Annotated in this window: 23 protein-coding genes; 20 read left to right on the forward strand and 3 right to left on the reverse strand. The window is 42.3% G+C overall.

Translation table 11 applies throughout. From position 1 onward, the window contains the following. Positions 1-81: 81 nt before the first annotated feature. The 4 genes from MKX34_RS14255 to MKX34_RS14270 all read left to right on the forward strand — a co-directional run bounded on the left by MKX34_RS14255 (position 82) and on the right by MKX34_RS14270 (position 3,534). Positions 82-831, forward strand: coding sequence for an ABC-2 family transporter protein (locus tag MKX34_RS14255; RefSeq protein WP_051491475.1), 750 nt, complete (start codon positions 82-84; stop codon positions 829-831). A gap of 6 nt (positions 832-837) precedes the next feature. Then, a complete protein-coding gene (locus tag MKX34_RS14260) occupies positions 838-1,623 on the forward strand; it encodes an ABC-2 family transporter protein (protein WP_036686696.1) in 786 nt (261 codons plus the stop codon). Positions 1,624-1,737: 114 nt separating this feature from the next. Next, entirely contained in the window at positions 1,738-2,367 is a 630-nt protein-coding gene (locus tag MKX34_RS14265; RefSeq protein WP_076297198.1) for a hypothetical protein, read from the forward strand. Between the two features lie 36 nt (positions 2,368-2,403). Further along, positions 2,404-3,534: a GNAT family N-acetyltransferase gene (locus tag MKX34_RS14270; RefSeq protein ID WP_081384011.1), complete on the forward strand. Its 1,131-nt coding sequence runs from the start codon at positions 2,404-2,406 to the stop codon at positions 3,532-3,534. Between the two features lie 101 nt (positions 3,535-3,635). Here the strand turns inward: MKX34_RS14270 and MKX34_RS14275 are convergent, their stop codons facing one another. Both MKX34_RS14275 and MKX34_RS14280 read right to left on the reverse strand, forming a co-directional pair. Further along, positions 3,636-5,939 carry an MMPL family transporter gene (locus MKX34_RS14275; protein ID WP_076297199.1) on the reverse strand — a complete coding sequence of 768 codons (2,304 nt, stop codon included), beginning with the start codon at positions 5,937-5,939 and terminating at the stop codon, positions 3,636-3,638. 47 nt (positions 5,940-5,986) lie between these two features. Then, positions 5,987-6,607 carry a TetR family transcriptional regulator gene (locus tag MKX34_RS14280; protein WP_036686703.1) on the reverse strand — a complete coding sequence of 207 codons (621 nt, stop codon included), beginning with the start codon at positions 6,605-6,607 and terminating at the stop codon, positions 5,987-5,989. A 296-nt stretch (positions 6,608-6,903) separates the two neighbouring features. On the opposite strand from MKX34_RS14280, the gene mraY reads away from it, so the two are divergent. The 14 genes from mraY to MKX34_RS14350 all read left to right on the forward strand — a co-directional run bounded on the left by mraY (position 6,904) and on the right by MKX34_RS14350 (position 18,086). Further along, positions 6,904-7,857: a phospho-N-acetylmuramoyl-pentapeptide-transferase gene (gene mraY / locus MKX34_RS14285; RefSeq protein ID WP_076106509.1), complete on the forward strand. Its 954-nt coding sequence runs from the start codon at positions 6,904-6,906 to the stop codon at positions 7,855-7,857. A gap of 106 nt (positions 7,858-7,963) precedes the next feature. Beyond that, entirely contained in the window at positions 7,964-8,275 is a 312-nt protein-coding gene (locus tag MKX34_RS14290; RefSeq protein WP_051491476.1) for a winged helix-turn-helix transcriptional regulator, read from the forward strand. An 81-nt stretch (positions 8,276-8,356) separates the two neighbouring features. After that, a complete protein-coding gene (locus MKX34_RS14295; protein WP_036686708.1) occupies positions 8,357-9,526 on the forward strand; it encodes an MFS transporter in 1,170 nt (389 codons plus the stop codon). 152 nt (positions 9,527-9,678) lie between these two features. After that, positions 9,679-10,299, forward strand: a complete 621-nt coding sequence (locus tag MKX34_RS14300; protein WP_076100928.1) for a thermonuclease family protein — start codon at positions 9,679-9,681, stop codon at positions 10,297-10,299. A gap of 67 nt (positions 10,300-10,366) precedes the next feature. Next, positions 10,367-10,810: an NUDIX hydrolase gene (locus tag MKX34_RS14305; RefSeq protein ID WP_038574424.1), complete on the forward strand. Its 444-nt coding sequence runs from the start codon at positions 10,367-10,369 to the stop codon at positions 10,808-10,810. A 103-nt stretch (positions 10,811-10,913) separates the two neighbouring features. After that, positions 10,914-12,017: a PRK06851 family protein gene (locus MKX34_RS14310; RefSeq protein WP_076297200.1), complete on the forward strand. Its 1,104-nt coding sequence runs from the start codon at positions 10,914-10,916 to the stop codon at positions 12,015-12,017. Positions 12,018-12,165: 148 nt separating this feature from the next. Next, positions 12,166-12,882, forward strand: coding sequence for an AzlC family ABC transporter permease (locus MKX34_RS14315; protein ID WP_076297201.1), 717 nt, complete (start codon positions 12,166-12,168; stop codon positions 12,880-12,882). Beyond that, positions 12,879-13,190, forward strand: coding sequence for an AzlD domain-containing protein (locus MKX34_RS14320; RefSeq protein WP_036686713.1), 312 nt, complete (start codon positions 12,879-12,881; stop codon positions 13,188-13,190). Before MKX34_RS14315 ends, MKX34_RS14320 begins: the two co-directional genes overlap by 4 nt. Before the next feature lie 31 nt (positions 13,191-13,221). Continuing rightward, complete coding sequence (locus tag MKX34_RS14325; protein ID WP_076297202.1) at positions 13,222-14,721, forward strand: PLP-dependent aminotransferase family protein; 1,500 nt, start codon at positions 13,222-13,224, stop codon at positions 14,719-14,721. 36 nt (positions 14,722-14,757) lie between these two features. Further along, on the forward strand, positions 14,758-15,747 hold the full coding sequence (locus tag MKX34_RS14330) for an ROK family protein (RefSeq protein ID WP_076224179.1): 990 nt from the start codon (positions 14,758-14,760) through the stop codon (positions 15,745-15,747). Positions 15,748-15,829: 82 nt separating this feature from the next. Next, the gene (locus MKX34_RS14335) at positions 15,830-16,099 is read left to right on the forward strand and encodes a PQ-loop domain-containing transporter (RefSeq protein ID WP_036686720.1); all 270 of its coding nucleotides are present in this window, start codon (positions 15,830-15,832) and stop codon (positions 16,097-16,099) included. Positions 16,100-16,130: 31 nt separating this feature from the next. Further along, complete coding sequence (locus MKX34_RS14340; RefSeq protein WP_076297203.1) at positions 16,131-17,021, forward strand: serine/threonine protein kinase; 891 nt, start codon at positions 16,131-16,133, stop codon at positions 17,019-17,021. A gap of 47 nt (positions 17,022-17,068) precedes the next feature. Beyond that, a complete protein-coding gene (locus MKX34_RS14345; protein ID WP_143758684.1) occupies positions 17,069-17,488 on the forward strand; it encodes an NUDIX domain-containing protein in 420 nt (139 codons plus the stop codon). Between the two features lie 64 nt (positions 17,489-17,552). Further along, complete coding sequence (locus tag MKX34_RS14350) at positions 17,553-18,086, forward strand: hypothetical protein (protein WP_038570668.1); 534 nt, start codon at positions 17,553-17,555, stop codon at positions 18,084-18,086. A 12-nt stretch (positions 18,087-18,098) separates the two neighbouring features. On the opposite strand, the gene MKX34_RS14355 is transcribed toward MKX34_RS14350, so the two are convergent. Further along, positions 18,099-18,533, reverse strand: coding sequence for a DUF4395 domain-containing protein (locus MKX34_RS14355; RefSeq protein WP_076297204.1), 435 nt, complete (start codon positions 18,531-18,533; stop codon positions 18,099-18,101). Positions 18,534-18,629: 96 nt separating this feature from the next. Here MKX34_RS14355 and MKX34_RS14360 point away from each other — a divergent pair, with 96 nt between their 5' ends. Together MKX34_RS14360 and MKX34_RS14365 are read left to right on the forward strand one after the other, a co-directional pair. Further along, positions 18,630-19,010: a hypothetical protein gene (locus tag MKX34_RS14360; RefSeq protein WP_179089315.1), complete on the forward strand. Its 381-nt coding sequence runs from the start codon at positions 18,630-18,632 to the stop codon at positions 19,008-19,010. Positions 19,011-19,712: 702 nt separating this feature from the next. Next, positions 19,713-20,282, forward strand: a complete 570-nt coding sequence (locus tag MKX34_RS14365; protein ID WP_076107125.1) for a TetR/AcrR family transcriptional regulator — start codon at positions 19,713-19,715, stop codon at positions 20,280-20,282. Positions 20,283-20,317 lie beyond the last annotated feature (35 nt).

Consider the following 20,317-nt stretch of genomic DNA (forward strand, 5'->3'; position numbering starts at 1 on the left):
TCTTCTGGTGGTCCTCAGGAGAATAGCCGTAAATTACTATTCGGGGCTTACTTAGATTTTATACGCATCCGTTTCCTTACCATGCTTGCTTATCGAATTAACTACTACTCAGGTATTCTTATCTATTCACTGAATATTGGGGTTAACTATTTCACTTGGATGGCCATCTATGGTAATGGGGATTCATTGGGTGGATTTACTGCAACGCAAATGACATCATATGTTGCTGTGTCGTGGATGGCTCGAGCCTTTTATTTTAATAACCTAGACCGCGAGATTTCTACGGATATCCGTGATGGAAGTATCGCTATTCAGTTTATAAGGCCCTATAACTATGTCTTAGTCAAAATGATGCAAGGTCTTGGAGAGGGAATGTTCCGCTTCCTCTTATTTATGATTCCCGGCATGGCCATAGCGATGCTGCTGTTCCCAGTACAATTGCCAACAGCGCCATCTGCTTGGGCGGGGTTCCTGGTGATGCTCTTTTTCAGCTTTTTAATTAATTCACAGATCAATATCATCACAGGGCTCTCGGCATTTTTCGTGGAAAATAATGAAGGCATGATGCGAATGAAGCGGGTAATTGTAGACTTATTCTCCGGCTTAATCGTACCGATCAGTCTGTTTCCTAACTGGTTATCTTCCGTACTTGAGGTGCTGCCGTTTCAGGCGATTACCTACTTGCCAGGTTCAGTGTTTACGGGACGGGTGCAAGGGGTTGGAATATGGAATGTATTAGGGATACAAATTATTTGGTTCCTGGTATTGCTGATTCCAATTGTCTGGTTATATCATGCGGCGCGGCAGCGTCTCTTCGTGCAGGGAGGTTGAGGAAACATGTATTACCTGGGATTATTAATTGAATATATCAAAAACTATATGAAGAGCCGGCTCACCTATCGCGCTGACTTTTGGGTAGAGGTCATTTCAGACTTACTTTTTCAAGCTACCAACTTTATCTTTATTCTCGTAATTTTTATGCATACAGATAGCCTGGGCGGTTGGAATCAGAATGAAGTAGTGTTCGTTTATGGATTCTTTATGGTGCCTTTTGGGGTGTTTAGTTGTTTTGTGAATCTATGGGGATTTAGTGAACGTTACATCGTTAAAGGTGAGATGGACCGTATTTTGACACGCCCAGCTCATAATTTGTTCCAGATCTTTTTGGAAAATGTTGATCCACCAGCACTTATGGGCTCATTCATAGGTATTATTATTATGGCCATCAGTGGCAGCAATTTGGGTCTTCCCTTTGAATGGTGGACGATACCGGCTCTGATCATTCTGACGTTAAGTGCGGTCGCCATCTATACGGGGATTTACACAACGTTGACTTCATTGTCTTTCTATTCGGATGCTCCTACTGGGATTCTTCCGTTAATGTACAACATTCAGACTTATGGCCGTTACCCGGTAACGATTTACAATCGTGCTATACAGGTATTGCTTACTTGGATCATTCCATTTGCATTCGTCGGAGTGTATCCAGCCGCGCTTTTTCTGCAGCGGGAGGAGATGACCAGCCTTGCTCTGATGACACCTGTAGTAGGTGCTATATTTCTGGGGATTGGTTTGTTAGCCTGGAGTTATGGCGTTCGCAGATACAAAGGTGCGGGGTCTTAAGTTAAGCTAGTGTCTTGTTATGTTGGAAAGGCTACCTTCGGGTAGTCTTTTTTTTCACCCGGAATTCATGAATATGCTAAAATCATTAATATCTACATTGGGGAGGAATCATAGATGAATGTGTTAGATATTTTACCAGCACCCGAAAACTTAAAAAAACTTATGAAAATACTTGCTTCTCTAAATATTGTCCTATGTCCTGAGGAATGGCTTCGCTATCATAATTTTGATTCTAAATTTGATAAGAATGTTTCTCTAGCATCGATCGATAATGGCTCAGGCGATAATTTGTTTATTATTTTTACACCTCAAGGAACGATAATTAAAGGTTTTGATCATGAGTCCGAAGTAAGTCCATATGCGCGTGACGAACATGAAGTTTGGCCGGGAATCTATGAAGAAGTCCCAACCTCGCTATTGTCTTTTATTGAAGATGAGGCGATAGCTAAGGATGATGTTACTTTTTGTTTTTGGCGTGAAAATAACGACTTGACGTGGCAGAAGGGGGAGGTAGAGATTCCAGCGGGGGCAGAAGATGGTTCGGATTTTTTGCTAGGGACTATTTTCCGCACAGCTGAGGATTTTGTGGAATTTGCCGAAGGTTATTTTGAACTCACACTCCCTTTAGAGATCGTTGCACAAGTTTATGAGGGTGCAGTCATTACCAAAGAGATGATCAAAGCGTTAAATCCTGATGGTGATGTAGAGACAATTCTTCAGGAGTTAGCAGAGCTAGACTCTTAGGGACTTATCGATTTTGAAAACAAAGGGGGATGCGAAATGGAACTTTACGTGGAAAAGCTGAATGCTGATGCTGCTAGGGATATTTTAAGCTGGCAATATGATCCACCCTATGATTTTTACAATAATGAAACAACTCCTGAAGCTATAAGTGAAATGCTAGAGGAAGCATTTTTTTCTGTACTTGATGCAAATAAACAATTGATCGGATTCTTCTGTGTAGGAAGTCCGGCACAGGTTCCAAATGATAAATATACATATTCTCAGGATTTTATAGATGTGGGTTTAGGAATGAAGCCAGAGTTAACCGGACAGGGGAATGGGACTCTATTTTTCACAACAGTCCTTAACTATATTAATGAGAGATTCGAGGGAAAACCAAAGCGGCTGACAGTGGCGAAGTTCAACGATAGAGCGATACGCTTGTATGAAAAACTAGGATTTAGCCGGGAAGTTGAAATCGTTAAAGGAACTACAGAATTTATTATTATGATTTGTAATGAAAATGATAATCTTACTCCCATGTATGAGCGGGCAAAACCCGGCGAAATAATTACTTTTGGCTCTTATCCGCAAATGGCGGACGGAGCAGAAAAAATGCCGATAAAGTGGCGGGTGCTGCAAAATTCAGGTAGAGAGCTGTTCATTTTAAGCGAGTACATTTTGGACTGCAGGCGGTATCACGGTGAATATGTTGATGTTACATGGCATGACTCCGATTTGCGAAAGTGGTTGAACGATGATTTTTATAATGCCGCTTTTAATGACTCCGAGCACAGGCTCATCAAGACTACACAATGCACAGATAACGGAGAGGGAAGTATAAACACGGAAGATAAGATTTTTCTGCTCAGTGTTTCGGAGGCGAATGAATTGACCTTTAAACTTGGTGAAGATACTTTACGTGCGAAGCGTAGGGCGATAGGAACAGGATTCTCCAAAGTGAAAAAGAACGATGGATGTAAATTGTATGTGTATGATAAAAAAGTCAAAGCTGATTATATCCTTGAGAAGGATGAAGAGTTTGGCTGCTCATGGTGGTGGCTGAGAACTCAACCTGCGATTTCTTCACGTGCGTATTTTGTAGGTACCCGTAGCAGTATTCGCAGTTACGGACATGTAAACTTAGCTTGTTACGGTGTGCGCCCCGCTATAATCCTTAATTATTAAGCTCTTTCTCCAACATCGTTTCATGGGAAGCGAATCTTACCACAGAAACAAAACAGCCTGAACCCCTAGGAATACAGGGCTCAGGCTGTTTATTATTGTTTCTATTTCATGGAATTAGATTTGTCTTTAGCATTGAGTGTAGCAATCAGTTTCTCGCCTTCGACATCCAGGTTTGGCAGAATACGGTCGAGCCAGTTTGGAAGTGCCCAAGCTTTGTTGCCGAAAATAGACATTACAGCAGGAACTAATCCCATTCGAATAATGAAAGCATCGATTAAGATCCCTACGGCCAGTGTAAAGCCGATTTGTTTAATCATGACATCATCCGTAAAAATAAACCCTGCAAAAACGGAGATCATAATTATAGCAGCGCCTACTACGACACGACTCACCTGGTTGTATCCATGAACAACGGACTCTGATCCCTCATGACCATGAACGTACGATTCACGCATGGAACTGACAAGGAAAACCTGATAGTCCATCGCGAGCCCATATAGGATACCCGTAACGATGATTGGCATAAAGCTTAGCAATGGGCCACCGGTGTCGAAACCGAAGAGAGTATGGAGCCAGCCCCATTGGAACACGGCTGTGGTGATCCCGAATGTAGCGAGAATGCTAAGCAGAAAACCGATCGTAGCTTTGATAGGAACGATAATCGAACGAAATACCAACAGAAGAATAATGAGCGATAGGAGAATGATGATTCCTACATAAATGGGAAATACATCTGCCAGCTTGGCCGACATATCGATGTTAACGGCGGTAAAGCCGGTAACCCCGAGTTTAACATCATTACTTTGAGCGATACTAGATTCCGTAGCCCGTAAATCATTCACCAGATTTTTGGTTGTTATATCGCTAGGACCCGTTTCTGGAATCAGACTGAAGATAGCTAAATCCTTAGTCATGCCCAGAGGAGTGACCTGCGCGACATTCTTTTGAGCTTGGAGCTCTTGCACAAGATTTCCTAGGAGCTCCGGAGTGACTGGAGTGGAAGAGTTCTTTGGTTCTGCAACCAGAATAAGCGGTCCGTTAAATCCCTCTCCAAAACCCTCGGATATAGCATCATAACTTTGTCTTGCTACCGTGTCCAAGTTCGCCGAGGCAGCTCCGGGAATGCCCATTTCCATTTTCGCTATAGGGGTTGCTGCTACGCCAAGTATCACGACGATGGCAACAATAGTGACCCAACGATACTTGATGACAAATTTAACCCATCTATCAGCTATACCGCGGTTACCCGTTTTATGATGATCCTTGTTTTTCTTGCGAGCTTTAGGCGAACAGATGCGTTCACCCACCAATCCGAGCAATGCCGGCAATAGGGTTAAGGCAACAAATACGTTGATGAGGACGGTAGCTGCTGCTACTAACGCCATCGTAGATAAGAAAGTAAGCCCGATTACAAGCATACCGCAGAGAGCGATAATAACCGTCAAACCGGCGAAAAATACGGCGCTGCCGGATGTGCCAATTGCTCTAGCCGCAGCTTCTTGTGCGCTTAATCCTTGATCAATAATCATTCGGCGTTGGCGATTTACAATGAAAAGAGCATAATCGATTCCGACGGCTAATCCAATCATAAGCGCCAAGACGGAAGTGACACTAGGCATTTCAATGAATTTGGAAATAGAAAATGCTCCACCCACACCGATGCCGACTCCAAGCAGTGCAGTTATAAGGGGCAGCCCTGCTGCAACGACAGAGCCAAGCGTCACCAGCAAAACAATTGCAGCAATGACAAGTCCGACAATCTCAGCTGATCCTACACCGATAGATACTGATTTGAGTGTCTCACCCGGCAGTACAGTAATGTTGGTATCTTTCTCGACATTCATGACGGTATCAATTACAGAATCAAAAATATCTTGAGAGATAGCTGATTGCTCAATGGTAAACTGGAATTGGAACAATGCAATTCTACCGTCTGCGGAAAGAATAACACCAGGCACCGGAACACCATCTGCCATCAGAGGACCATAGGAAGGGGGTGCTGTGGCTGTTGCAGACTGATCCATACTGGCAGCCTGAGTTGCTTCAGTAGTTGAACTACTTGCTTCCGCTGCATAATCCGCAGGATTAATCACTTCGTTTAAACCGTAAACCTCATTAATACCCTTAGTGATCGCTGCCAAACGTTCTGGCGTATCCAATCGCTCGCTTTGAGGTGCTTTGAACACGACACTTCCTTGTCCACCAGATGCAGCCGGAAGTTCTGTTGCTAATTGATCCAAAATCTTTTGCGATTCCGTGCCTTCAATCTTCATTTCCGAACTGATATGAATACCATTCATGCTGATCATAGAGATGACAATTCCTAAAATTAAAATCCAACCTAAAATGAAGTACCCAGGTTTACGATAAGCGGTTTTTCCCACTCTGTATAATAATGTTGACATGTATCTATTTTACACTCCCTCGATGATGAAAACTGATTGTTAGCCTATTAGAATCCGTTGCGTAAATATCCGTAAATAGTTTCCAAAAATTGATCGAACGTAAGAGTTTCAGGACTTGGATCGTCGCTCGTCGTTTGTCCCGGAAGCAGCACATTAAGTTTTCCGTCAATTAAGGGAAGTACAGTTCCGTAAACCGAATTTATAAGCAGATAAGTATAAACCTCGTCATACTTACCATTTGACAAGTGCAACAATGTTTTTTGTGCTCCAGTTTGCGTAAGGTGTATTGCTCTTAAATAATGGGGCTCGAGGGCTGGGAATTTTCGGGAAAGTAATGAAAGCTCACGCAACCTCCCTATAAGCTCAGCTGTAAGTTGCATCTTAATTAGTTGATATAAGGTATCCAGCAGGGAGGCATTTTCAGGGATTTTGGTGAGCAATTCTTCATACTCATTCGTGTTCCGTACGGTAACTGCTCCCATCGCAACTGCCTCTTCCTTGCATGTGAAATAGTTTGCGAAAGTTCTTCTGGAGTAGCCGGCTTTTTGCACGATATCTTCAACAACAAAACCGTCCAACCCATGTTCAAGTGCAAGTTCGAATGCCGCTTCAGCTAGCGCTTTTTCAGTGGCTTCTTTTTTGAAATCTCTCAAAGTTTGTTTAATCATAACTTTATGTATACACCTCCCATACGGCTGTTTTTGTGGTGAAGATTAGGATTACTGACTATATACTAATGTAAACTTGCCCAAAGTGCAAACTTTCTCATTGGGCAAGTTTATGCTTTGGGATCTGCTTATAGAAAACTCTCAGCTGTTACACAGCAGAAAACAGGAAATAAAAATAGAATAATTTCTCTTTATCAACAGATGAAAAGAGTACATAATTACAGACGACCTCATTAACTCTAGAAATATTTTGTGAGTATTATAAAGGATCTTTTCCAAAGAGGGGAGTTCGTTGTATGTATGGAATTCTGGCTGTTTCCGGCCTGTCTTTTCTTCTGGTGGCGGTATTTACGCCTCTATTAATCTGGACGCTGCATAGACTGAGGTTAACGCAGCCGATTCGTGCCGAGCTTCCAGCAGATCATCAGGCCAAACGGGGTACACCACTAATGGCAGGGTTGATCCTGCTTATCGGGATAGCGATTTCGCTGCAGTTTCAACCCGGGCCTCTAATGTTACTCTTATGCGTTACGTTTTTGTTGTTTAGTTCAGTCGGATTTTTGGATGATTTCAAAAAGGCTTTTTGGCAAAATCCATCCGGCATCAGCGGCCGCTCAAAACTAGTGCTTCAATTTCTTTTTACTGGAATTATATTATATGTGTTGTTCCATTCGTTCGGCCTGACGAGTGATATCGAGTTATTTAAAGGGCAAAATCTGCATTTGCCTGTGTACCTTTATGTGGCCATCATTTTGCTGTTTGTGGTCGGCTCCGCGAATGCCATCAATTTTACAGATGGTCTCGATGGGCTACTGATCAATGTTGCCATACCGTCGTATTTTTTCTTTTTTATGATTTCGGACAAACCTGAAGTGCAGACATTTTCACTTGTTATGATCGGTTGTCTGCTAGGGCTTTTGCTTTACAATATTTATCCAGCAAGAGCGTTTATGGGCGATACTGGATCACTGGCGATCGGGGGCTCCCTTTCCGTTCTGGCTGTCATTGAGAAGGTTGAGCTTTTACTTCCAATTTTGTTTTTCGTTTATTTTGCGGAACAGTTGTCGGTCATTTTACAAGTTTGGTACTACAAACGGACGAAGCTGCGGCTATTCCGGATGGCTCCGATTCATTACCACTTCAGCTTAAAATACGGATGGAGTGAGAACAAAATCGTGATGATTTTCGGTTTCATTTCGTGGGTATCCGTACTGCTTTGCTGGTTGATTTGGAAATATTTAATTCACTAAACGAACAATTCGATACGAAACATGAATCTACATAATGTTATTGCAACAACGAGACATCGGCATCTTTTGTATTTACAAATCTATAAAAATAGATATAATGGAACACATGGAACCTTTAATGATATTCAAAGCGTTGTCTAACGAGACTCGTAGTCAAATTATGATGTGGCTAAAAACTCCCGAGGAATTTTTTGATGAAAAGCCTTATTTACAACAAGGCCTAAATTTTCAAATCGGGATTTGCGTGGGCGATATTCAAGCTAAAGCGGGGCTTGCACAGTCGGTTATTTCGAGCTATCTATTGACCATGCAAAAAGCTGGTTTGCTGGAATCTGAGCGAATTGGGAAGTGGACGTATTATCGTCGAAACGAAAAGATAATTCAAGAATTTTCCGATTATATTAAAGAGAAACTATAGGAGAGAGGAGGAAGGGCTTTTTTTTGATAATACATATCTACAAATCTAAATATGTAAATATAAATGGAGGATTATTTTAAAATGAAAAAGGTTAACCCTTTACTTATTATTATTTTGGCTTTAGGCGTATTTGGCATTATTACAACGGAAATGGGGATTATAGGTGTTCTGCCACAGGTAACTCAAAAATTTAATATATCAACTTCTCAGTCTGGATGGCTTGTAAGTATATTTGCTTTAGTTGTTGCTATTTCAGGTCCATTTCTGACCTTATTGGCTTCTGGAATTAATCGTAAAGTAATTCTATTAACTGCTGTACTTATTTTTGCAATTTCAAATATTGTTTATGCGTATACGACCATGTTTGAAGTAATGCTGATTTTTCGTATTATCCCTGCTATTTTTCATCCCGTATTTTTTTCAGTTGCACTTGTTACCGCTGCCCAACTTGTCCCTCCGGAAAAGAGCACCAAAGCAGTTACAAAGGTTTTCGCCGGAATAACGGTCGGGTTTGCTTTTGGTGTGCCTTTGACTTCTTATCTCGCGGACAAAATTTCTTTAGAAGTCGCTTTTCTCTTTGGAGCTGTCGTAAGTATAATTGCCTTTTTAGGAATACTAGCTTGGCTTCCTTCCATGCCAGTTAAAGAAAAAATGTCTTATGGTAAACAACTTGGTATTTTACGCAAACCCCTATTGTGGTTAAATATTGTGGCAGTTATTTTTATCTTTGCAGCTATGTTTTCTGTGTACAGTTACTTTGCTGAATATCTTGGGCAGGTAACACATATGAACGGGTCATGGATTAGTATCATGTTGATGGCCTTTGGGATAATCATGATTTTTGGGAATTTTTTATTTGGAAGCCTTTTGCATAAAGGCATTACAAAGACCGTTATCATGTTTCCATTGTTATATGCGGTAACTTACTTATTCGTATATTATCTAGGTTCTTATTTCCTTCCGATGGTTGTTATCATAATCATTTGGGGGGCAGTGCATTCCGGCGGACTGATTGTCAGTCAAGCATGGTTAACGACCGAAGCGAAAGAAGCTCCCGAATTCGGTAACAGCTTGTTTATCTCATTTTCTAACCTTGGAATTACTATAGGGACTGCTATCGGTGGTTGGTTTATTTCTCATGCAGGAATACATCAACTCATCTGGATCGGAATTATGTTTTCCCTGCTTGCTTTCTTATCGATCATAATCAAAATAAAGATTTCCAAATTAAACGTGGTGGAAGTAGAGTAAAGGCGAAACAGCGATAACCAAGTATCTTTTTTCTGGTACATGGCTATCGCTGTTTTCTATGATTAGTATTACAGTCTTGTGTTTTTAAGTGTTTTAATTTATTTTTATTAGACCCCATGAAATTACATACGTGTATAAGAAAGAGGTTATCAATGAATAAGATTTATCTATTAAAAAGCTTTCTAGCTATCACACTCTTACTTGGAACAACAACTGCCTGCAACTTAGCCGAGCAGATTACTTTAGAACCAGTTCCAACGATTACGGCCGATTCCAGTTCTGGATTAGATTCTACGCCAGACAATACAACAGAGGACAACAAACGTTTAATAGATGCAAAGGTAACACGAGTAGTCGATGGTGACACCATGAAGCTGACTATAGGCGGCAAAAAGGAAACCATTCGTTTATTGCTGGTCGATACTCCAGAGTCAGTGAATCCGAATATCCCCGAACCACAGCCATTTTCGCTAGAAGCTTCTGATTTCGCCAAAAAGATGCTTACGGATAAAGATGTACAAATTGAACTAGATGTATCGGAGCGGGACAAATATGGCCGCCTACTTTGTTACCTCTATATAGATGGGAAAATGTTCAATGAGATTCTGCTAGAGCAGGGTTATGCACGTGTAGCCTATGTATTTGCACCTAACACAAAATATGTTGATCAATTTAGAGCGATTCAGGATAAGGCGCGAGAGCGGGGAATAGGTATTTGGAGCATTGAAAATTACGCGCAAGACAAAGGTTTTCATGTGCAGAAAAAGAAATGAACTTCTATTAACGTAGGGTATTTGAGCCTATTAGAAGACAGGGGATAGTTTATTGAGCGATTATATTATGGAGTTAAGAAAGCTGGTAGGTACCAGACCGCTTATAATGGCAGGAGCCTGTGTTTTATTGTGCAGCAATCATCAATTATTATTGCAACGTAGAACGGACAACGGGTGCTGGGGTTTGCCAGGTGGTTCAATGGAGCTTGGGGAGACTTTAGAAGAGGTCGCTAAGAGGGAGCTTTTTGAGGAAACAGGCTTAACAGCCAAAGTTCTTGATTTGTTCGACATGTTCTCTGGAAAAGATCTTTATTATAAATACCCGCACGGTGATGAAGTATATAATGTTGTGGCTGCATATCTATGCACGGACTTTGATGGGGCGCTAAAAGTAGATGGAATTGAGGTGCAAGAATTGCGTTTTTTTAGTTATGAAGAATTGCCAAGCGAGCTGTCTCCTCCAGATGTTCCCGTCATTAAGAGGTTTATGGATCGTTTTGTTTGTAACTGAACCGGCTAACGAAACCACATCTCACTCAAAGCGTCACCTTTCCCTGGGTACATTAATAAGATGAACAATGAAACATGACATCAGCCCGGAAAGGTGTGCGATTATGGACGGAACAATCCTGAATTTCTTTGCTGGCGGCAACACAGCTCACGGCTTCTCTAACCTCTATGAGTCGTCATTGCAAGATTTAACGCGTTTGTTTGTATTAAAAGGAGGCCCCGGTACGGGGAAAACTAGAATCATTCGAGAAATCGGAGATCTTCTGGCTCAACAAGGTTATGAGATCTGGTTAATTCACGCAGCGTCAGATAATGATTCACTCGACGGAGTGGTTATTCCTGAATTAAAAGTAGGAATTATAGATGGTACTGCTCCACGGGTCATTAAGCCAGAATTGCCTGAAGAGGCCATCGTACATGTGAATTTGGAGCAGGCCGTCGATACGCTCCAGTTAAGCCAGCGTTGTGTTGAGATCGACAGCTTAGTTGATCAGTACACGGAAGAGCATGAACTCGCTTATTCAGGCTTTGCTGAAGCACTCCGCATTCATGACGAGTGGGAAGCGATTTATATTGCGACAATGAATTTCCAAGCCGCTGATGAGCTGAATCAGGAGTATATTCAACTTCTGTATGGTGATCAGAACTTCGAAAAAGTAAGCCGGGTGGATCACCGTTTTTTAGGTGCAGCTACGCCTAAGGGTGCAGTGGATTTTGTACCTAATTTAACCGCAGGACTAAAAAGATATCTTGTAAAAGGTCGCGCGGGATCCGGTAAATCTACACTTTTAAAAAAATTGGCAGCTGAAGGAATAAAACGTGGTGTCAATGTTGAGATTTACCACTGTGGTTTCGATCCGAACAGTCTTGATATGATTATCGTACGCGAGCTTGGGTTTGCTATTTTTGACAGCACAGCTCCGCATGAGTATTTCCCTGACCGTGCCACCGACGAGATTGTTGATATGTATTCACGGTGCATACAGCCAGGTACGGATGAAGCTTTTGCCGAAGCCATCGCAGGTATTAAAGAGCGATATTCCAGCACCATGAAACGATCCATTCAACATCTGACAGATGCCAAAGTATTTTTGGATGAGTTAAAGACGATCTATGCCGCCGCTACAGATTTTGACCATGTAGATCAGATTAAATCCCAAATTCAACAAGAAATCAGCGGGATTGTGGAAAGTCCTCAGGAGGTTTAACCTTCATTAAAGATCGCTCTCTTAGCGGGCGGTCTTTTTTCTATGTCAAGAAATTGGTATGGTACATACGCACCCATGCGGTTATTTCCACAAGAATTGTATCCAAGTATGCTCTCTCTAGGGACAACGATAAGGGAGAGAGAAACTTATGAGTGATCAGAAAGTGATGTTTAGAAAGGGTCTTAAGGATTCTGTAGCTATTGTTGCAGGATTTATTCCTGCTTGTTTTACGTTTGGATTGGTCGGTAAGGGATTAGGCCTAGGGAGTCTGGAAGTGTTCTTATTGTCAGCGTTCGTATTTGCGGGAGCCAGCCAATTTATTGGCGTGAAAATGCTTGCTGCTGGGGCCGCCGCTCCAATGATCCTGCTGCTTACGTTGATCATTAATTTAAGATATTTGTTTATCAGCCTATCTTTTGGGGGTCAGCTTGACCGTACAATCAATCCTCTGGCCAAAGTCTGGATTGGGTTTAGTTTAACAGAAGAAGTGTACGCTGTTAGTATGATCCCCCGCAATCATTCAAAAGAAAATATAACTCTTCCATATTTGCTGGGTCTACAAATTCCTCCGTATATAGCAAATTTGCTGGCAACAGCTGCGGGAATATCGCTGGCATCCTACATTCCGGCTATATACTTACCTGCTTTGAACACCTCATTATATGCCTTACTGATAGCACTAATAGTGCCACAACTAAAGGGAAGCATTCGGAATTTGGCCATATGTTTAGCAGCGGCGGGTTCTTCATGGCTTCTACATCCCGTACTTGGAAACTCCTCGATACTTGCAGCTATGTTAATTGGTATGGCAGTAGGCTCCTTATTTCCAGAGCAAGCTGAAGTAGAAAAGGAGGTATCCGTATGACTATTTTGATCATTATCGGGATGGCAATCCTTACATTTTCATTTCGTTTTGTACCTTTGCTGCTGACAAAGCATACGAATGGCTCTTCCAAAGTCCAAGCTTTGTTGGAATATTTGCCTATCGCGGTTCTTAGTGCTTTAACGGTTCCTGGGATATTTCAGGTGGATGCAGATGACAATCTTGTAGGTATCGCTTCGGGTATAGTCGCTGTTATACTGGTATTAATTAGGAAAATCCCGCTGTTACTCGTGATCTTAGGTGCTGTTTCTGCAGCACTAATTGTAAAAATCCTTACTATGAACCATTAAGAAAACCCGGATTAGAAGGGTAGGAAATCTTATGAAGCATGAATTGCTGATTACTCTCGATAAACAAAGACCCATTCCATTAAGCCGTCAAATTTATGAGCAGGTTCGTAATGCTATCCATTCAGGAGCTTTAAGTGGGGGGGATTCACTGCCTCCATCAAGGACTTTGGCTAATCAACTGGAAGTATCCAGAAGTGTAATTCTTCAATCCTACGAGCTACTTCAAGCAGAGGGTTATCTGGAGATGAGAAAAGGGGCAGGAACCTATATAGCGGGGCTGCCAGTGGAGGAGAAAGACCCCCAGGATTCTGAGAACCCTTACAATTTTATAACGAAGGGTCCTGATTTCCTTACACTCAATCCTTCTTCTATTATAGAAAACGACTTGAACACAGTATTATGTAATTTTCGGCACGGTGTACCTGCATGGGACGCTTTTCCAATGGATCAGTGGCAAAAAGCATTAATGAATGCCTGTCGTCGTGCATCTCCTGATACTTTGGGTTACGGCCCGGTCGAGGGCTCTTTGGGACTACGCCAAGAGATTGCACGTTTATTACGGTCCACACGTTCGATGCCCGTGGTTCCGGAGCAAATTGTGATTACATCAGGGGCAACGCAGGCATTGGATATATTATCGAGAATTTTTGTTTCAAAAGGTGATGATGTTATTGTTGAAGATCCATCACATAACGTTGTGCGGGAGATTTTTTCGTTCGCTGGAGCGGTGGTTACACCCATCAGAGTTGACCTAGAGGGTATCTCTGTAGATGAGCTCCAAGCAAGCTGTGATCACATCAAAGAAAGTCCTCATAAAAAACCAAAACTAGCTTATATCACTCCTTCGCATCAGTTTCCTTTTGGGGTGACCCTTTCGATGAAACGAAGAGTGCAGTTACTGGAATGGGCCAAAGCCAATCAAGCTTTTATTATTGAAGATGATTATGATAGTGAATACAGGTACGAGGGTCCGAAGCTATCATCACTTGCTGGACTAGATGTTGACGGTAGAGTAATTTATGTAGGCAGTTTTAGTAAAGTGTTATTTCCTTCTCTACGCATAGGTTATGTAGTATTGCCTCCGACTCTGATTCAACCTTTTTTGGCGGTCAAATGGATAACAGATCGTATGTCTTCTGCTTTGGATCAGGAAGCGTTGGCGGAATTTATTCAGAATGGACATTATGCAAGGCATGTTACGCAGATGGGGAAACTTTATGCTGCCCGCAGGGCTTGTCTAGTAAAAAGTTTGGATGCTGAATTTGGCAGTCGTGTCCGCTATTATGGGGAAGAGGCGGGTCTTCATTTATTGATTGAGCTGGAATCCAATGCCGAAGAGCATCGTATAGCTGAATTGGCGTTGCGATATGGAGTTCGGGTCTATCCTGCGTCGTCTTATTTTGTGGGCAGTAAACCTCAAGGTCCTGTCTTTCTACTTGGTTATTCTAATCTCACCGAGAATCAGATTAAGGTGGGTGTGAACCGCTTGATGTTAGCTGAAACGGAAGCGGCAGTTAGTACTAGAACTTAATCGAAAGCGATAGATTATCTAATTCTGGAGGTTTTTATGAAACGGTATATGTTAGGGATTGATCTTGGCGGAACCAATATTAAAGCAGGGATTTACGATACTGATTTTATAGCTGTTAAAGAAAGATCTATACCAACAGAGGCTGCTAAGGGCCCAGCCCATGTGTTGGGACGGATTAGAGAAGCCGTACGTTTAATCACGGATGAAGCGAATATTCCATTAGATTTGGTAGAAGGAATGGGAATCGGAGTGCCAGGATTACTTGATCCGGTAGCGGGAATTTCTTTTTTTTCACCGAATTTTCCGGATTGGGAGCATGTACATGTTGTAGATGAGATGAAAAAATTCTATGACTTTCCTACTTTTATTGATAATGATGTTAGGGTTAATCTTTATGGTGAATGGCAACAAGGTGCAGGAAGAGGGTATAACAATCTGGTTCTGATTACATTGGGAACGGGATTAGGGTCAGGTATCGTGAATGACGGAAAAGTGATCTACGGTACGTCTTATAGCGCTGGTGAAATTGGGCATATGAATATGTACAGGAACGGACGTCCCTGCAAATGTGGAAGCTCCGGTTGTTTAGGGCGATATGTGTCCGCGATTGGCATGGTCAATACTTTTAAAGAGAAGCTGAAAGAAGGACGAACAAGTATTATTCAGACTTGGACTAAGGAACAAGAAGAGCAAATTACCGCGTTAATGATATCTGAAGCTTACGAACTTGGAGACGCTCTCTCTATGGAAGTAATGCAGGAGACTGGAGCTATACTTGGATTTGGATTAGCGAATGTTGTGAATATCCTCAACCCGGATCTTATTATTGTAGGTGGGGGAATGGCAGCGGCGGGAGATAAATTGCTCCAACCCGTAAGAGAGACTGTGCATCAGCATGCGTTGAAGCTATCAAGCATTAAGTGTAAAATTGTTCAAGCAGAGCTTGGGAGTCGGGCAGGAACAATAGGTGCGGCCTCTTATGCGTATAATAAGCTGCAAGATGCAGGAAAATTAAACTTTGCTTAGTGTTATTTGTTTTTTTTACATGAAATGGAACCAGATTGAGCCGCCCGGAATACAACTGTATAAAATCCGTGGAGGTGCTCTTATGTTTGCAATCATGCAATTAATAGGTGGAGTGATTCTTTCTTTGGGATGGATCCCGCAGATTGTTCAAATCCTCAAATCAAAATCCGTAGCCGATTTAAATCTAAAATCGTATTTACTTATGCTGCTCGGGATTAGTCTAATGGAAGCTTATGCGATTAGTTTGGCGGTTACGGGGGTTGGATTAGCTTTTTTGATTACAAATACGATGTCTTTATGTGTTGTATTGCTGGTTATTATTCTAGTGATTAAATATCGAACAAGACAATGAATGAAGCTTATAAATTTAATCTAGATAGTGAATGCAGGAGGTTAATTTGCGCGAAAAAAATTATACATATGAAATCGATGCGGTAACTTTTCAATTGCAGGAAGCCTGTGATTTTGCTTGGTTAACTAAGCTGGGAAAAGTGTTTAAAGTGTTCGATCAGCAAGACTCCGGAAATTTTTCTTTTGGTGTGGAGCAGGATGGAAAGAAGTTTTTTGTGAAATTTGCTGGAGCGAGACCTTTGACTTATGCCGGCAATCCTCAGGATGCTGTTAACCGTTTAATTGAAGCTATTCCGTTATATAACGAACTTAGATCTGATGCACTGATCACGCTACTGTCGCATTATGAGGTTGAGTCAGGGTATGTAGCAGTCTTTGATTGGTTTGCAGGTGAATGTTTACATTCGCATTGGCTATTTGCGGGAGAAGCGAAGCTGAGTCATCCGGAGTCGCCTTTTTTTCGTTATAAGCAATTATCCGTTGAAAAACGTCTGTCTTCATTAGATGTAATCTTTTTGTTTCATGAACATGTTGAGTATCGAGGGTATGTAGCTGTGGATTTTTATGACGGAAGTATTTTATATGATTTTGTAAACGATGGAACTAAAATTTGTGATATTGATTATTATAGACTAAAGCCTACTGTAAATGATCTGGGAGAGAACTTCTGGGGTTCATCCAGATTCAAGTCACCGGAAGAGTTTAGCTTGGATGCGCCGATTGATGAAGTTACGAATGTATTTAATATGGGCGCCACAGCATTTGTTTTGTTAGGAGGAGCATCCGATCGATCGTTTGCAAAATGGGAAACCAGTCAAGCCCTCTACGAGGTAGCTTTACGGGCCGTCAGTGCGGTGAGGGAGCAGCGGTATCGGAATGTAGCAGAATTTAAATTGGCTTGGGATGCGGCAAAAAATGTTTGAGGCTGGTGGGAAGGCGAGGGATATAATTGCAGGTAAACTTTTTTGAGTTGGATAAGGAAAAAGAAGTTGTGCTGAAGTACGTTGTTATTATGGTTAAACATGGTGAAGAATGGATCTTAGCGAGACATCAGGACCGTTCGACGTGGGAGTTTGCCGGAGGGCATATAGAGGTTGGCGAAATCCCGGAGCAGGCTGCTGCCAGAGAATTATATGAAGAAACGGGTGCGGAACAATTCTCACTTTTTCCAATAGCTATTTATAGGGTCACTAGTATCGACGCTCCAGAAAATTATGGTAAGTTATATTTTGCAAATGTGGAACAGTTCGCAGAACTTCCTCCTTATGAGATGGCAGAAATCAGAGGATTTACTGAGATACCAAAAGAGCTGACGTATCCCTTGATATACCCAGCTTTGATTTCAAAAGTTCAGGATTTCATTAACCATTCATCTTCAGCTGTAAGATAAGAATGATAGCCCTGCTGTTGTCACATGATATGATTAATAAATAGAACAAGCAGGAGGGATTTCATTGAAAAGAGACATTCAGCATGTACCCTATGGCTATGAGCAACCAGTTGAGCAACGTAAAGGGACTTTAGTGTTTTACGATTCTTTTGAACATATAACAGATCAAGAGCTTGAAGTGGCGGCAAAAACTGCAGCAGACCGGCGTTTCACTAAACTGGTGTTATATCCACTTCATGAGGAAACGGTGCGACGGATGACCAAAGAGCCGGTGAGTGCTTATTATAAGCGAGAGGACCGGCTGCATGAATGGAAAAGAGAGCAAGGACGTAGCTTTATCACGGTAGAGAGTTTGGAAGGGAAGCGAAAAAAGTATACTCCGCTTGATTCTGCGCTGCGGCATCTTTTGGAGATCTATCCTTCGCCGATTTTTCTGTATTTAACGCCTGAGGTGGCGAATCAGTTTGCGTCTTATTCTTCTTTTGAAGAGTGGATTGTAAAGATTCGGTTATTGTTGCCAGCTGCACCTTCATCACTGCATCCACGGTTACTAAAATTTCGCCATCGCTGGGATGTTGTTGGAGAAGAGAAAGATTAAGAATTAACAAATTTAATTTGTGCTGCTTTGTTTACGTCTGTAATTGTACATTCTCCATTGATAATGGATAAAACATCCGATACAAAAACCTAGGATTGCCACAGTGGCGGCCACCGCAACGAGCGCTGTGAAAATGTAAGCTGCGATCGTCCAGCCAACGATGAAACTGATCAGACCCCCTGCGAGGCAGAAGACAGCTATGCTTTGATTAAACTGTTGTTGTGACCAGTCTTCGAGTACATAGTGGGAACGCTCTTTTGTCAGAAACCTGGCAGCCAGCTTAATGGTGGGATTATAACCGAACAAAAGACCGAGCAATCCGGCAAACAAGGGCAGCGCTAGTATCCAGTGTTGTCCTGTTAGCCATGTTAATATTACAGAAATGACGATAAACGCCTGATTAGTTTTTACTAATGGTCGGGGAATTCCTTTGGGCACATTTTGCATTTTATTCACACCTTTCTCATTGGAATAATAATAGTATACGCTGGGATTGGGGGAATGGGAAGTAGATAATTTCGTGCGAGAGTGGATTAGTGAGGGATGGAGAAGGTATGGAGATGGCTGGAAGCGGATGGGGAAGATGGGGCGGATGGAGGTGGGTGGAGCAGATGGAGCGAATGGGGGCAGATGGAGCAGATGGAGCTGATGGAGCAGATGGGCTGGATGGAGCAGATGGAGCAGATGGAGCAGATGGAGCAGATGGGCTGGATGGAGGCAGTTGGTAATTTATTGAGAAAATACAGATGGACATTAATAGCATCCCACCCACCTAGCATGTTACGTCCTCATCTCCTCTCGACAGCACATTGGGCCTTCTCTCCTTTACCGCATCTGGTTCACTCCATTTCCTTCAGTCCAACTGATCCACTCCATCTCCTTCACTCCATAGGACTCCAGAGTCCTTATTTGCTCGAAAAGTAACCTTCTGAATGATTAACGGACCCCAATGCAGCTATGAGCACAAAAAGGAATGAAAACAGCCCGGTTTGAGTGGAATAGCGACGGTGAGGTCCGAAAATGTGTCCAAAAGCCTGATTTAGCGCAAATAGCTGCATCTGAGTCCGATAGAAATGTTAGCTTGAGAGCAAAGTGTAGTACATGGAAAACAAAAGTGTGGGAGTAAGTGCGAAGCAAGGGAGTACACGGACAAATGCATGCGCGGAAATAGTGTGGGACAAGTGTAAGAACTAACGAAGCTAATAGCTCGATGGGAAGTAAATGTGATGTAGAAGGATGCTCGAAGTTAGGAGCGATCGGACCCCAGAGTTCTTATTTGCTCGAAAAGTAACCTTTTGAAAGATTAACGGACCCCAATGCAGCTATGAGCACAAAAAGGGAGGAAATCAGCTCCCTATGAGCGGAATAGCGTCGCTCAGGTCCGAAAATGTGTCCAAAAGCCTGATTTAGCGCAAATAGCTGCATCTGAGTCCGATAGGGAGGATGGAGCTAAACCAACCCAACCCAACCCAACCCAACCCAACCCAACCCAACCCAACCCAACCCAACCTCCACGATCTTCCACCAAAATTACTTTGAATTTAAGTAATTTATGTGTTGACATATCTCTTTAAAATATGGTTTTATTATGTAGACCAATTGTTATAATGCAAAGGAAGTGTCAGCTTGTCGAACAAGCCGAATACGCGTGAGGCGATTTTGGACACCGCTTCGAAATTGTTTTTTTCTCAGGGATATCATGCAACAGGACTGAATCAGATTATTAAAGACAGCGACTCGCCGAAGGGATCTCTTTATTACTACTTTCCTCACGGTAAAGAAGAACTGGCTTTAACATGTATTAACCGGACTAGTGAAGTTGTCGCACAGAAGCTTAGACATCATATGGAGAACAGCAAGAGTGCGTCTGAGGCAATGGAGGATTTCATTCTAGGAATGGCTAAAGATGCAGTGGAATCCTCATACGAGGGGATAGTTCCGTTTAGTTTTTGGTTAGCGGCGGAAACATCCTGTATTAGTGAAGAGCTGCGGACAGCATGTAAATCTGTGTTTATGGACTTGCAGGATGTGATCAAGAAACGTCTTTTGGATGAAGGCGTAGAGAACAAGCCCGCGGCCGATATGGCTTCAGTGGTAATCTCTTTATTTGAAGGGGCGCTTCTCCAGACGCTGACTTTTCGGGATGAACAACCGCTTCTCGCGGCGGCAAAGATTATCCCAGCAATACTTGGTTAGATACAGACAAATAGACAAGATTATCAGGAGGATTA

Origin of the sequence: Paenibacillus sp. FSL R5-0636, from assembly GCF_037974255.1 — a bacterium.
Lineage (GTDB): Bacteria > Bacillota > Bacilli > Paenibacillales > Paenibacillaceae > Paenibacillus_AQ > Paenibacillus_AQ odorifer.

Bases quoted from the DNA above. Each gene is read 5' to 3' on its own strand.
- MKX34_RS14255 (WP_051491475.1), top strand. From the start codon at position 82: ATGCTTGCTTATCGAATTAACTACTACTCAGGTATTCTTATCTATTCA.
- MKX34_RS14260 (WP_036686696.1), top strand. From the start codon at position 838: ATGTATTACCTGGGATTATTAATTGAATATATCAAAAACTATATGAAG.
- MKX34_RS14265 (WP_076297198.1), top strand. From the start codon at position 1,738: ATGAATGTGTTAGATATTTTACCAGCACCCGAAAACTTAAAAAAACTT.
- MKX34_RS14270 (WP_081384011.1), top strand. From the start codon at position 2,404: ATGGAACTTTACGTGGAAAAGCTGAATGCTGATGCTGCTAGGGATATT.
- MKX34_RS14275 (WP_076297199.1), bottom strand. From the start codon at position 5,939: ATGTCAACATTATTATACAGAGTGGGAAAAACCGCTTATCGTAAACCT.
- MKX34_RS14280 (WP_036686703.1), bottom strand. From the start codon at position 6,607: ATGATTAAACAAACTTTGAGAGATTTCAAAAAAGAAGCCACTGAAAAA.
- mraY (WP_076106509.1), top strand. From the start codon at position 6,904: ATGTATGGAATTCTGGCTGTTTCCGGCCTGTCTTTTCTTCTGGTGGCG.
- MKX34_RS14290 (WP_051491476.1), top strand. From the start codon at position 7,964: ATGGAACCTTTAATGATATTCAAAGCGTTGTCTAACGAGACTCGTAGT.
- MKX34_RS14295 (WP_036686708.1), top strand. From the start codon at position 8,357: ATGAAAAAGGTTAACCCTTTACTTATTATTATTTTGGCTTTAGGCGTA.
- MKX34_RS14300 (WP_076100928.1), top strand. From the start codon at position 9,679: ATGAATAAGATTTATCTATTAAAAAGCTTTCTAGCTATCACACTCTTA.
- MKX34_RS14305 (WP_038574424.1), top strand. From the start codon at position 10,367: ATGGAGTTAAGAAAGCTGGTAGGTACCAGACCGCTTATAATGGCAGGA.
- MKX34_RS14310 (WP_076297200.1), top strand. From the start codon at position 10,914: ATGGACGGAACAATCCTGAATTTCTTTGCTGGCGGCAACACAGCTCAC.
- MKX34_RS14315 (WP_076297201.1), top strand. From the start codon at position 12,166: ATGAGTGATCAGAAAGTGATGTTTAGAAAGGGTCTTAAGGATTCTGTA.
- MKX34_RS14320 (WP_036686713.1), top strand. From the start codon at position 12,879: ATGACTATTTTGATCATTATCGGGATGGCAATCCTTACATTTTCATTT.
- MKX34_RS14325 (WP_076297202.1), top strand. From the start codon at position 13,222: ATGAAGCATGAATTGCTGATTACTCTCGATAAACAAAGACCCATTCCA.
- MKX34_RS14330 (WP_076224179.1), top strand. From the start codon at position 14,758: ATGAAACGGTATATGTTAGGGATTGATCTTGGCGGAACCAATATTAAA.
- MKX34_RS14335 (WP_036686720.1), top strand. From the start codon at position 15,830: ATGTTTGCAATCATGCAATTAATAGGTGGAGTGATTCTTTCTTTGGGA.
- MKX34_RS14340 (WP_076297203.1), top strand. From the start codon at position 16,131: ATGCAGGAGGTTAATTTGCGCGAAAAAAATTATACATATGAAATCGAT.
- MKX34_RS14355 (WP_076297204.1), bottom strand. From the start codon at position 18,533: ATGCAAAATGTGCCCAAAGGAATTCCCCGACCATTAGTAAAAACTAAT.
- MKX34_RS14360 (WP_179089315.1), top strand. From the start codon at position 18,630: ATGGAGAAGGTATGGAGATGGCTGGAAGCGGATGGGGAAGATGGGGCG.